Origin of the sequence: Streptomyces sp. NPDC048441 (assembly GCF_043200235.1) — a bacterium.
Classification (GTDB): domain Bacteria; phylum Actinomycetota; class Actinomycetes; order Streptomycetales; family Streptomycetaceae; genus Streptomyces.
The window spans coordinates 1-13,152 of sequence record NZ_JBICXM010000017.1 but is presented as its reverse complement, the minus strand read 5'-3'; the positions used below and the strand labels follow the sequence as shown (position 1 = coordinate 13,152).

Annotated in this window: 8 protein-coding genes and 2 pseudogenes; 9 read left to right on the top strand and 1 reads right to left on the bottom strand. The window is 66.0% G+C overall.

Going from position 1 to position 13,152, the window contains the following annotated elements; genetic code table 11:
• The first annotated feature begins 118 nt into the window (after window positions 1–118).
• The 4 genes from ACGFSB_RS32310 to ACGFSB_RS32295 all read left to right on the top strand — a co-directional run bounded on the left by ACGFSB_RS32310 (window position 119) and on the right by ACGFSB_RS32295 (window position 3,629).
• The gene (locus ACGFSB_RS32310) at window positions 119–322 is read left to right on the top strand and encodes a cold-shock protein (protein ID WP_100598391.1); all 204 of its coding nucleotides are present in this window, start codon (window positions 119–121) and stop codon (window positions 320–322) included.
• 162 nt (window positions 323–484) lie between these two features.
• On the top strand, window positions 485–1,999 hold the full coding sequence (locus ACGFSB_RS32305) for a DEAD/DEAH box helicase (protein ID WP_393406632.1): 1,515 nt from the start codon (window positions 485–487) through the stop codon (window positions 1,997–1,999).
• Window positions 2,000–2,089: 90 nt separating this feature from the next.
• Window positions 2,090–2,668, top strand: coding sequence for a TetR/AcrR family transcriptional regulator (locus tag ACGFSB_RS32300; protein ID WP_393406630.1), 579 nt, complete (start codon window positions 2,090–2,092; stop codon window positions 2,666–2,668).
• 178 nt (window positions 2,669–2,846) lie between these two features.
• Complete coding sequence (locus tag ACGFSB_RS32295; protein ID WP_393406627.1) at window positions 2,847–3,629, top strand: oxidoreductase; 783 nt, start codon at window positions 2,847–2,849, stop codon at window positions 3,627–3,629.
• Window positions 3,630–3,709: 80 nt separating this feature from the next.
• Here the strand turns inward: ACGFSB_RS32295 and ACGFSB_RS32290 are convergent, their stop codons facing one another.
• Window positions 3,710–4,447, bottom strand: a complete 738-nt coding sequence (locus tag ACGFSB_RS32290; RefSeq protein ID WP_393406625.1) for an ankyrin repeat domain-containing protein — start codon at window positions 4,445–4,447, stop codon at window positions 3,710–3,712.
• A 122-nt stretch (window positions 4,448–4,569) separates the two neighbouring features.
• Between ACGFSB_RS32290 and ACGFSB_RS32285 the strand changes: the two genes are divergently transcribed.
• The 5 genes and pseudogenes from ACGFSB_RS32285 to ACGFSB_RS32265 all read left to right on the top strand — a co-directional run.
• Window positions 4,570–5,682, top strand: coding sequence for a chitinase (locus ACGFSB_RS32285; RefSeq protein WP_393406622.1), 1,113 nt, complete (start codon window positions 4,570–4,572; stop codon window positions 5,680–5,682).
• A 245-nt stretch (window positions 5,683–5,927) separates the two neighbouring features.
• A pseudogene (locus ACGFSB_RS32280) lies at window positions 5,928–6,164 on the top strand (CorA family divalent cation transporter); the annotation flags it as partial.
• Window positions 6,165–6,757: 593 nt separating this feature from the next.
• Entirely contained in the window at window positions 6,758–11,995 is a 5,238-nt protein-coding gene (locus ACGFSB_RS32275; RefSeq protein WP_393406620.1) for a caspase family protein, read from the top strand.
• Window positions 11,992–12,840: a hypothetical protein gene (locus ACGFSB_RS32270; protein WP_393406617.1), complete on the top strand. Its 849-nt coding sequence runs from the start codon at window positions 11,992–11,994 to the stop codon at window positions 12,838–12,840. Before ACGFSB_RS32275 ends, ACGFSB_RS32270 begins: the two co-directional genes overlap by 4 nt.
• Window positions 12,841–13,009: 169 nt before the next feature.
• A pseudogene (locus ACGFSB_RS32265) lies at window positions 13,010–13,152 on the top strand (CorA family divalent cation transporter); the annotation flags it as partial.

The following is a 13,152-nucleotide window of genomic DNA, read 5'->3' as shown; positions in this document are numbered from 1 at the left end:
ATATCCGCCGGGCACTTTTGTATTTCCGGAGAAGTTTTCCGGACGGGGCAATCAACGTGGCGACGCCGGGGTTCGCACAGTGCGGGTCCCGGAGCTTGCCCCGAAGGAGATATTTAGTATGGCTACTGGCACCGTGAAGTGGTTCAACTCGGAAAAGGGCTTCGGCTTCATCGAGCAGGAGGGTGGCGGCCCGGACGTCTTCGCCCACTACTCGAACATCGCCACCCAGGGCTTCCGTGAGCTTCAGGAAGGCCAGAAGGTGAACTTCGATGTCACTCAGGGCCAGAAAGGCCCGCAGGCCGAGAACATCGTTCCTGCCTGACGCTGAAGCGTAAGACGACGCTGGTGCCCGCACCTCACGGTGCGGGCACCAGCTCGTTGCTGTTTAAAGAAGTTTGTCTTTTTTTCGGCTCGTGCTTGCAATTCGTTCGGTTGATATTCGCCGAGAATTCCTCGATGCGTGCCATATCGAGGAAGGTTCTCCATGAACCGTTCAGCTCGCACGAACGACCGCTATTCCAATCCCCGCAGCGTCCATGCCCGTAAGGGCGGCGGAGCCCGCCCCGGCGGCAACCGCTCCGGCGGTCAGGGGCGCCGTCCCGCCGCACCGCAGGGCGAGTTCGCCCTGCCGGTCACCATCACCCCTGGCCTTCCCGCGGTGGAGACCTTCGGTGAACTGGACATGCCGGCCACGCTCCTGAAGACGCTCACCGGCCTCGGCGTGACCGAGCCGTTCCCGATCCAGGCCGCCACGCTGCCGAACGCCCTCGCGGGCCGCGACGTACTCGGCCGTGGCCGCACCGGTTCGGGCAAGACCCTCGCCTTCGGCCTTCCGCTCCTCGTGCGCACCGCAGGTCAGCGCGCCGAGTCGAAGCGGCCCCTGGCGCTGGTCCTCGTTCCCACCCGGGAGCTCGCCCAGCAGGTCACCGAGGCACTCACGCCGTATGCCCGCGCCCTGAAGCTGAAGCTCGCCACGGTGGTCGGCGGCATGTCGATCGGCAGGCAGGCCGGTGCGCTGCGATCCGGGGCCGAGGTGCTCGTCGCGACGCCGGGCCGCCTCAAGGACCTCATCGAGCGCAAGGACTGCCGCCTCGACCGGGTGAGCATCACCGTCCTCGACGAGGCCGACCAGATGGCCGATATGGGCTTCATGCCCCAGGTCACCGAGCTGCTCGATCAGGTGCGCCCCGACGGTCAGCGGATGCTGTTCTCCGCCACGCTCGACCGCAATGTGGACCTCCTGGTGCGCAGCTACCTCCATGACCCGGTCGTCCACTCGGTCGACCCCTCCAAGGGCGCGGTCACCACGATGGAGCACCACGAGCTGCATGTGCACGGCGCCGACAAGATGGCGACCGCCACGGAGATCGCGGCGCGTGACGGCCGGGTGCTCATGTTCCTGGACACCAAGCACGCCGTCGACCAGTTCACCAAGCACCTGATGGGCAGCGGCGTACGCGCCTCCGCGCTGCACGGCGGCAAGTCCCAGCCGCAGCGCACCCGCACCCTCGCCCAGTTCAAGACCGGCGCTGTCACGGTTCTGGTGGCCACGAACGTCGCGGCCCGCGGCATCCACGTCGACAACCTCGACCTGGTGGTCAATGTGGACCCGCCCAGCGACCACAAGGACTACCTCCACCGAGGCGGCCGTACGGCCCGTGCCGGTGAGTCCGGCAGTGTCGTCACCCTGGTCACGCCGAACCAGCGCCGTGACATGAGCCGTCTGATGTCCGCCGCCGGGATCCGGCCGCAGATCACTCAAGTCCGTTCCGGCGAGGCCGAGTTGAGCCGCATCACGGGCGCGAAGGCGCCTTCCGGTGTGCCCATCGCCGGGGCCGCACCCAGCACGGAGCGCCCCAAGCGCGGTGGCGCCCCCTTCCGTGGGATGGGTACGCGTCCGGGGCAGCCCGCCCGCTCGGGTGCCGGTTCCCGCCGGTCCGGCGATTCCCGCGAGATGATCGAGGCCCGTAAGGCCGCGCGGGTGCGTCGCGCCGCCTGAGCGGGATCCTGACCGGGATCCCGGGCGGCCTCCCGTGCGGCTGAGCCAACTTCTTGACCTGTAGGTCAAGAAGGGGCTAGGCTCTTCGTCATGGGAAGGCCGAAGCAGTTCGATCCGGACGCCGCCGTCGAGCAGGCCATGGACGTGTTCTGGCGCAAGGGATATGCCGCCACCACGCCCCAGGACCTCGTCGATGCGCTCGGCATCGGCAAGGGCAGTCTCTACAACACCTTCGGCAGTAAGCACGCCTTGTTCGAGCGGGCGCTGCGCCGCTACCGCGACAGTCAGGCCCTGGCTCTCATCGAGATGCTAGAGGAGCAGGGGCCCGTGAAGGAGCGGTTGCGCGCCGCGCTGTGGCTGCTCGTCGAAATGGACCTCGCCGACCCGGACCGGCGCGGCTGCATGGCGGTGAATGCGGCGGCGGAGCTGGCCGGGACGGACGAGGTGGCGACCGATCTCGTCCGGGGCATGTTCGACCGCACCGAGGAAGCCTTCTGTGTGCTGGTGGGGGAGGGGCAGCGTGCGGGAGAGATCGCTGCCGGTCGTGACGCGCGCGCTGTCGGGAGCCTGCTGCTGACCACGGTCGTCGGTCTGCGTCTTATGGCGCGGGTCGCCGAAGGGCCGGAGCGCCTTTCCAGGGTGATCGACGCGACGGTCGACTCGCTCTGAATCTCTGATCGCTGACGTCTTCGGCGGTCTCGACGTCTACCCATGTTATGTACCTGTAGTTCAAAAATAGTTCAAAAACTGCCTGCGCGGCAGCGCAAGAGCGGCCTGCGTACCTGTTATCCGCTATCCGTCATCCGCTATCTGATATCTGCTATTTGCGTGAAGGAGCTGGAGAAGCATGAAGCTCGACCTCAACGCCAAGACCGCCGTGGTCACCGGTGCCAGCCGTGGCATCGGCCTGGCCACCGTCAGGACGCTGATCGACGAGGGTGTGCGTGTCGTCGGCGCGGCCCGCACCATCACCCCCGAGCTCAAGGAGTCCGGAGCCTTCTCCGTGTCGGCCGACCTCAGTACCGCGGAGGGAGTGGCCACCCTCATGGAAGGCGCCTTCGCCGAACTGGGCGGTATCGACCTGCTGGTGAACAACGTCGGCGCCGGTGACGCCGTGCAGCTGGCCGGCTTTCTCGACACCGATGACGCACAGTGGCAGGGCATCTTCGATCTCAACCTGCTCAGCGCGGTGCGCGTCACCCGCGCCGCACTGCCCAGCCTGATCGAGCGCCGTGGCGCCATCGTCAATGTCTCGTCCATCAACACCCGCCTCCCCGCAGCGGGTCCGGTCGCCTACAGCGCGGCCAAGTCGGCACTCACCTCGCTCAGCAAGTCGCTGTCCGAGGAGTTCGGGCCGCAGGGCGTACGGGTCAACACGGTCTCGCCCGGTGTGGTGCGCACCTCGATCTGGTCGGACCCCGAAGGCTTCGGCGGCAAGGTCGCGGCCAGCGCCGGTGTCGAGCACGCGGCGTTCATCGAGCAGATCCCGAGCGCGTTCAACATTGCCAGCGGACGCATCACCGAGCCAAGAGAAGTGGCGGCGCTGATCGCGTTCCTGCTGTCGGATGTGGCGGGCAATGTCACTGGCGCGGACTACGTGATCGACGGAGGCATGGTCAAGACAAGCTGACGCGGGGCGGCGCGGGGTGCGGGCGGCAGTGTCCGGGATCGGGATCGGGATCGGGTTTGCGCCGCCCGTGCCTCACTGCCTCACCCGAGTTCTGTCCTCGTCTTCGCGCCTCGGGCGAGGAGCCACTGGATGACGACGCCGTCGGCGTCTTGGATGTGCGCGATGTCGAGTGGGGTCATGTCGTCGTAGCCGACCCAGTTGAGGTCGGCTCCCTGCTGCAACAGGCATTGCGCGATGGGGAGTTGGCCACCGTGGCAGGCGCCCCAGAAGGCGCTGGTGACGTCGGACTCCGCAGGGGGGTCCGGGGCGGCGAGGAAGGCCTCGACCTGGCTGAGGAGGCCGAGTGTGGCGGCATCCTGGAGGTCCGCGCGGGCCCCTCGCTCCAGGAGCCGGTGGGCTGCCCGCCACTGGCCGAAGCCGCGCGCGTCGGCGAGCGGGGTGCCGCCGCCGATGACGGCTCCGGGTGCCTCGATGTCGGCGCCGGCGTCGATGAGGGCGTCCAGGGCGATGATGTCGTCGTTGCTGGCGGCCCAGTGCAGGGGGGTCTCCGTGTGGGCCCCGACGAAACGCACGTCGGGGTCGGCGCCTGCCGCGACGAGGATGGCGATGGCCGCCGCGGCGTGCGGGCGGTGGCCGGGCCAGTCGGTGGCGATGTGCAGCAGGCTCCGTCGGCCGGCCGCGGGACCGTCCTGACTGATACCGGCGGTGGCCAACTCGGGGTAGCTGTCCAGAAGTTTGCGCAGTACGAGCACGTCACCGTTCCGGATCGCCTCAGTCGCCGTGATGGCCAGCGGGTCTTGGGAGTCGACGATTTCCATGGCGGGGCGGCCTCCTGCTGGGTCGGTCTGGTCCAGACCTATTGACGGCAGGTCTGGACCACTTTACGGTGTGGCGCGTCGCACCACTTACGTCTCCAGGCACCACAGTCCAGGAGGTAAGCGTGTCACCCCAGACTTCTCCCCTCACTCCGGCCCCGCGCCGCACACGTTTCCGCCTTCTGGCGGTCGGTACGGCAACGGCCTTCGCCGTTTCGCTGCTGGTCGGCGCCGCACCAAGTGGCGCGTCACAGAACCGTCAGGACGGCCGGGCCACCGCCCAGGACGAAACATGCGCGGTCAAGTCACGGCCCACCGAAAAGGTGCTCCAGGGCTACTGGGAGAACTGGGACGGAGCAGCCAACGGCGTGCATCCGCCGTTCGGTTGGACCCCGATCACCGACACCCGAATGCGCGACCACGGCTACAACGTGATCAACGCGGCGTTCCCCGTCATCCGTTCCGACGGCACCGTCCTGTGGGAGGACGGAATGGACTCGACGGTGAAGGTCGCCACACCCGCCGAGATGTGCCAGGCCAAGGCGAACGGCGCCACGATCCTGATGTCGATCGGCGGTGCGACGGCGGGTATAGACCTCAGCTCGAGCACGGTCGCCGACCGCTTCGTGGAGACCGTGGTGCCGATCCTGAAGAAGTACAACTTCGACGGCATCGACATCGACATCGAGACCGGCCTCGTCGGCAGCGGCAACATCAACCAGCTCTCCGCCTCGCAGGCCAACCTCGTCCGCATCATCGACGGCGTACTCGCCCGGATGCCTGCCAACTTCGGTCTGACGATGGCTCCCGAGACCGCATACGTCACGGGAGGGAGCGTGACCTACGGCTCGATCTGGGGCGCGTACCTCCCGATCGTGAAGAAGTACGCGGACAACGGCCGCCTGTGGTGGCTGAACATGCAGTACTACAACGGGAGCATGTACGGATGCTCCGGCGACTCCTACTCCGCCGGTACCGTCCAGGGCTTCGTCGCGCAGACGGACTGCCTGAACAAGGGTCTTGTCGTCCAGGGCACCACGATCAAGGTGCCCTACGACAAACAGGTCCCTGGCCTGCCGGCTCAACCCGGCGCCGGCGGCGGCTACATGGCCCCGAGCCTGGTGACCCAGGCGTGGAACCACTACAACGGCGCGCTCAAGGGCCTGATGACCTGGTCCATCAACTGGGACGGGTCGAAGGGGTGGACGTTCGGCGACAACGTGAAGCGGCTTCTTTAGGTGAAGCGGCTTATCCGGGCAGCGTCCGCGCAGTCACTTCGACGGTCTTCTCCAGGACATGGCCGACGCCGGTCACGCCCAGCGCGAGCGCACGAACCTCTTCCGGTGGTCTCCGGTAGTGGCTGGTGGCCTCCCGCCCTGCGCTGCTGGAGCGCTTCGACCGGGACGGGTACCTCTTCCTGCCCGGGTTCCTCGACCCGGCGGTCGTCCTGCGGTTTCGCCGCCACTACTTCGCCACGTTGTGCCGCAACCTCGCGATCGTCGGCTTCTTCCGGCGGTTGCTCGGGGCCGAGGAGATCAAGAAGATCTCTTCGTGGGCGGCGATTCTGTTTGCTCCCACGTTGGTGGGGACGATCTATGGGATGAACTTCGACACGATGCCGGAGTTGGGGTGGGCGTTCGGGTACCCCTTCGCGATCCTGCTGATGGCGGGGGTGTGCGTGAGTCTGTACTTCATTTTCAAGCGGCGGGATTGGCTGTAGTGGCGGCCACGCAGCCATAGATCAACTTCGCTGACGTGAATGCTGCGAAGTTGCCACTTCGACCTACTGGGGAGAATCTGGGGAGAATGCGCGGCGCTGGGGAGCATCGTCACCCCGTCACACGTCGCTCGACGTCTCCTGCGCGGCTTTCCCCCCTTCCTTCTGTCGTGACGAGTCGTCACTGCTGGTACCGACCGCAACGAGGACCTTGAGACTCCAATCGCCCGAGGTACCCGGCTGCGGCACGTCCGGCAGAATTGCACCCAAGGTATTCGCTCGCCCAGCGCCGATCGATGACCGACATATCTCAGTAACCAGATCAAGGACCGGGTCCACTCGGCGGATCGATCACACCCCTGGTGAGGCGGCAACGGCCCAGCGCCTTCTAAGAACCTGACTGCAGGTTTGAGTCGCAACGGAGGTGCCCCAATTCGAAAACCACTGTGAGACGGGGGGTAAGCACCACAACTCTGCCGCACAGGATGCCGTCGCCCCCGAGCGGGCAAGCACCGCTAGTCACCCCAACCACCGTCGGAACAGCCCCCGGGCTGGGTAGAGTTCGAGTCCAGTGGTCCACGACGTCGGGTGGTGGGGTGGGAAGGAAATTCTTCATCGCCTTAGGGAGCGGCAAGTACTGCCACCTTCCGAAGGAAGAACAACTGGCTTCCGTACCGGCGGACATGCAGGTGACCACCGAACTGTTCCGTGCGTTCACCTACGAGGCCGTGTTACCAGGACTAGGAGACTACGACAGTGCTGACCAAATACGCCGCAAACTGACCCATTGGTCGTCCGACACGGACCTGGCCTCCGATGACGTCGTCGTCGTGTACTTCGCGGGCCACGGATCCGTGGAGGAACGGGACCGTCACTACTTACTCTGCTGGGACTCGCAGGAGGACGACCTCGTCTCAACCGCCTTGGCCACCGAGGACCTGGTGCGCATCCTGTGTCGTGGCGAATTACGTCACCTGCTGCTGATTCTCGACACTTGCTCAGCCGGAGTGGGAAGTGCCGATGCCGCTACGGTCACGCTGCAGACGATCGCTCACCGGAGCACCTCCGGCCGCGCCTCCACTGGTCTGTGGTTCCTGAGCTCAGCCCGGCCCAAGGACATCGCAGAAGACGGCCGATTCGTCGCTGCCCTGGTCGCGGCCGTCGAAACGACGGCCAAAAGAACAGGGCAACGCCAGCAGTATCTGGATCTCACCGAACTCGTCAAAGCGATCAACGAGCAGTTCGACGCCGAAGGCTGCAGCCAGCGTGCCGGGTTGGCGTGTGGACTGGTGACCGGTCTCGCACCGTTCCTCGCCAACTCGAACTATCGGGAGGAGCTTCCTCCCCTGGGCACTGATCTGCAGGTCCAACGACGCGTGGCCGATCGCGACTTGGACGAGCACTTCGGCCCCCGGTCTCGGGGCGTGGAGTTCGAGTCCGAACAGGGCCTGTACTTCAGCGGCCGAATCCAGGTGCTGTCTGAACTCGTGGAGTGGCTCACCGCACCCCGCGGCGACGGTCGCGGCAGGGTGGTCACCGGCAGCCCTGGATGCGGAAAGTCCGCAGTGCTCGGACGGATCGTCGCCTTATCGGACTCCGAGTACCGGTCGCGTCTGGACCTCTCCGATATCGACGCCTCAACCGTGCTTCCTGCAAGGTGCGTGTCAGCCGCAGTCCACGCCCGCCATAAACGGCTGGAGGAGGTGGTCGAACGCATAGCCACCGCACTGGACACCTGTACCGACGGTCCCGCCGCCCTGCTGCAAGAGCTGACCCGGCGCGGGCGTCAAGGGACGCCCATCGTCGTCGTGGTGGACGCCGTGGACGAGGCAGGGTCTGACACCGCAGCGGACGCTGGCGGCCACGGGGAACCCCGCAGGATCACTCGCGAACTGCTGCGCCCGATGTCCGAAATTCCCGGCGTGAGACTGCTGGTGGGCGCCCGCCACGAACTCGTGGGCCCGCTGGGCCACACATTCACTGTCATGGACCTGGATCAGAGCAGTTACCGGGCGACCCAAGAGGACGTGTCGGGCTATGTCACACGGGTACTGCTCGCCAGCGACGAACCCGAGATCCCGACGCCCTACCGAGGCCAGCCTTCCCGTGCACGGACAGTCGCCGGAGCGGTCGCGGCAAAAGCGGCCGGCGTCTACCTCTACGCAAGGACGACGGCGCGCACACTGCGTTCCGACGGATCCCCCGTAAACACCAGCTGCCCAGGCTGGGCCGAGGACCTGCCCAGCGAGGTGGGCGAAGCCTTCGACGATTATCTGGCTCGCTTCGGTCCGGACGAAGCACGGGTGCGAAGGATGCTGCTCGCGCTGGCCTTCTCAGAGGGCAAAGGATTGCCGCGGGGTCGCGTATGGACCACGCTCAGCACAGTGATCGCGGGAGTTGCGTGCACCGAAGCGGACGTAACTTGGACGCTGGACGTGGCGGAGGCATACGTGGCCGAAGTCATCGACGATGACCAACGGTCCGCATACCGCCTGTACCACAAGGCGCTCGCCGAGCATCTGCGTGCCACTGCGGACCGGTCAGCCGAGCAGGTCCAACGGTCGATCGTACGAGCCTTGCGATCACTCGTCTCCGAGCCGACCGACGGCCCGCCGGACTGGTTCGGCGCCGTCGGGTACGTCCGGCGGCATCTCGCCACCCACGCAGCAGCAGGTGGCGCGTTGACCGAACTGATCGAGGATCCGGGCTTCCTCCTGGCCAGCGATCCACGCTCCCTCCTCACAGCTTTTGCCTCCATCGAGGGTGCCACTGCACGACGAATACGCAGCGCCTACGAACAAGTGGCTCACCGGCTAAGCCCCGACCGTCCACTCGGAGACCGCGCTGCGGACCTGCAGCTCTCGGCCCGCCGGTGCGAGGCCGATCTCCTGGCCAACCGCGTCGAGGACCTCTCGCTGACACGCCCCTGGTCCGCGAACTGGGCCTGGTGGTCCACTAGCGGCGTCCACCGGCTCCTCGCCGGCCATTCCCGTACCGTGAGTTGTGTCGCTGTCGGCGCACTGGACAGTCGTCCCATTTCAGTGACCGGCAGCGTCGATGGTACGGCACGGGTCTGGGACCTGACGGCTCAGCAGCAGATAGGCAGCCCCATGGTCGTCGACATCGCCGTGAGCTCCGTGGCCATCGGCGAACTGGGCGACTACACCGTAGCCCTCACAGGCGGTGAGGACGGCACGGTCAGAGTCTGGGACTTGTCAGCCGGCCAGGAGTACGGAGCGCCGCTGCGCGGGCACACCAACCGGGTGGCGAGCATCGCGGTCGGAGCCCTCCACCGTCGTCCGGTCGTACTTACCGCCAGCGCGGACGGCACAGCACGACTATGGGATCTCCAAAACCGGTGTCAGCTGGGAGGCGAGCTGACCGAGCACCGCCGTTCAGTACTCGCAGCCTGCCTCGGCGAACTCGATGGGCGGCCGATCGCCGTCACCGGCGGGGACGACAAGGCCGTGTACGTCTGGGACCTGTCCGAGGCGGTCGAGGGTGGGAACGCCCGAGTGGACGGCAGCCCGCTTATTGGCCCCTCTATGGGCGTTTCCGCAGTCTGCGTAACGGAAGTGGACGGCCGAACTATTGCTCTCGTCGGCGACAAGGCAGGCATGCTCAGCCGATGGGATCTTCACGATCGCCGTCAGATTGGAGAACCGGTCAGTGCGCACGTCTACTACAGCCGCAGCGGCGTAGCCTCGGCCTCAGCCGGCCACTTCGGAGGGCGCCCAGTGGCGGTAACGTGCGGGCGCATGGAAGCACGGGTGTGGGACGTCAACACCCTGCAGCAACTCGGGCCGCCTCTGCGCGGCCACGTCGGCGACATCACCGCAGCGGCGCTTTTCGACCAGGGAGACATCGCCCTCACCGTGACGGTGAGCGAGGACCGGACGGCTCGGATCTGGGACCTCACCGCGGACCAGCCCGCAGAAGGCCATGCCCGACCGGTGTTGGCGACGGCCTACCACCCGTATCAGGGTCGGGACCTGGCTGTCACCGGGAGCGAAGACGGATCAGCCCGTCTGTGGGACATGGCCACCAGCCAGGAGTGCGCTGCCCCCTTGGAGGGTCACACCGGTCAGGTATTGGCCGTCGCGGTTGGAGAGGTAGGTGGTTCACTTGTCGTGGCCACCGGCGGGTCCGACAACACCGTTCGGTTGTGGGAGCCCTTCCGCACCGGCCCCCTGGGCGGTCCCTTACTGGGCCACACCAATGCCGTTCGCTGCGCCATCTTCGGCGAATTTGACGGGCGATCGGTTCTGCTCACCGGAAGCGACGACGGCACGGTGCGTGTCTGGGACACGAGTGACGGCGCACAACTCTGCTCACCGATGGCAGGACACATAGGGGACATCCGACACCTCTCGGTCCGAAGTAGCGGACGAACTCTCGAGGTCGCTCTTTGCACCTCTCTGCACCACGGATACCTGTGGCACATCAACCCCGGCTCAACTCACCTGACAGCAACGACCCATACCCATTTCGATGCAACTACCCTCACGCCCGGCGCACGGACCGTAGGAGTCGGATTCCACCAGGGCCGCCCCGTCGTGCTTGTCATCATGGACGGAAACGATGTCCACGCCCGGGACATGGAGACCTCCGCCATCATCGGGGGACCCTACGTCGGTCACACCGGATTCGTCGCGGCAGCAGCGCTAGGCCCGATCGGCAGCAGGACAGTCCTGGCCACGACCTCCTACGACAACACGTTTCGCGTGTGGGACCTGGAGTCCGGTGTCGAGGAAGGCCCAGCCCTTTCGAGTTGCAACAACATGGCGCCAGGCGCACAGATTCCACCTGTCGTTGGGCGTGTTGGAAACGTGCCGGTATTGATCGGGGTCGGCTCGCACCACGTCCGCCTGTGGGACTTGACCGCCATGCAACCGCTGGGCGAACCGCTCTACGGCCTCGAACAACACCTACTCTCGGCCGAAATCACCAGCACCGCAGACGGCTGCGCCGTCGTCGTGACAGGCAGTCTCGACGGTACTGTGCGCGTCCACGAACTGGACACTGGCCGTCAGGTCTCCGCCCACCTGACCTCAGGGGCCTACACGATCTACCACGCTGCCACGGAGACCCTCGACAGCGAAGTAATCGTGGTCCGCAGCAGCTGGACCGATGTCGAGGTCTGGGGCATTGACACACGCCACAGGCTGGCAAGACGGGCCGGCTACTCGCGGCTTGCGCATGTCAACGTGATCGAAGGGCGCCCCGTTCTCGTCTCTGTTGCCGCGGACTACACCATCCATGCCTGGGATCTCGCCACAGAGACTCCCGTATGTCCGCCGATGTCAGGCCACACAGCCATGGTCAACACACTGCGGGCCGGACAGGTTGCCGGTGTGCCGATCGCGGCCAGCGCGTCGTACGACGGAACCGTGCGCCTGTGGGACCTTCGGACCGGCCTGCCAAACGGGGAGGTCCGAAGCGGCTACGAGATGGGGGCGACCGCACTGGACCTGGCGGTCATCGGCGGGCGCGATCATCTAGCAACCGGGTCGGGTGCTGGCCGGATCCACCTGATGCCATTGGACGGCCACCCGCCCTCCGAAACCGAACTGGACCGATTCCCTGCGGCAGTACGGTGCGTGCGCTTGGCGAACGTAGGCAGCACTCCGACACTCGTTGCCGCCGACGAGTACGGCTTGGTGCGCGTCTGGGACCTCGAAGCAGCCTGCCTCCAGGCGGAGATCAACGTCGGCAGCGGAATTAATGGAGTCTCCATCGACGCAGTCGGCCGGATCTGCGCAGCGACCGACATGGGATTGGTAGTCCTCCGCCTAGCTCCCTCAGCTCATACAGAACAGGGGCATTCCCCATGACCCGTGTCGTCCTGATCCATGGCATCGGGCAACATCTGAAAGGTCCCCAAACTATTACGGAGACTTGGTTCCCGGCCCTTAATGACGGCCTCACCGTTTCCGGCGCCAGCACGCTGCCACGCCACGACGTCTCGGTCGCCTTCTACGGTGACCTGTTTCGCCGACCCGGACACCGCGGCGTCGGCGAGCCTCCACTCGACGCCTCCGATGTCGAACTCGGGCTCGAATACGAGCTGCTCCTCTCATGGTGGCAGGCAGCCGCAGACGCGGAAGCCCAGGTTCCTGGCCCGGAAGCCCCTGCCCGACTGCGGACACCACGCATCGTCCAGCGGGCGCTCAACGCGCTCAGCCACTCGGCCTTCTTCACCGGCCTCGCCGAGAGCGTGATGATTGGCAGTGCGCGCCAGGTCCGGCGCTACTTCACCGAACCAGAAGTCCGACGGGCGGCCGGAGAACGTCTCTCGCGCGCGGTGACCAGCGAGACAACAACGATCGTCGCCCATTCCCTGGGTAGCGTGGTCGCCTACGAAACACTGTGCGCACACCCGCAGTGGCACGACCTGACGCTGATCACACTCGGCGCTCCCCTCGCCGTACGCGGCCTCGTGTTCGACCGGCTCCATCCCCCTCCGCAGGGCGAAACGGCCCGTTGGCCGGTCCCCCTGAAGCGCTGGATCAACATCGCTGACCACGGAGATGTCGTGGCGCTGGTCAAAGAGCTAGCGCCCTCGTTCGGAAGCCGCATCCAAGATCTGACTGTCAACAACGGCGCCCATGCCCACGATGTCCGCCCATACCTGACCGCGCGTGAAACTGGTCTCGTTCTTGCGGAGACGCTCGCCTGAGCCGCTAGACCCAAGTCACGTTGCGTGTCCCACTGAAACGTTCCCTGGAGGGCTACCGTCACACTGACCGCCTCCCCAACTTGATTCCGCTACGTCACGTAATCTGTATTCGGACATAGATCACGCTCTCGGCTAGCGACAAGTCTGCGTAGGTCAGCCCTACGCACGCGACAACTTCAAGAAGATCTCGTCTTGGGCGGCGATCCTGTTCGCGCCGACGCTGGTGGGGACGATCTACGGGATGAACTTCGAGACGATGCCGGAGCTGAAGTGGGCGGCGGGGTATCCGTTCGCGATTCTGCTGATGGCGGG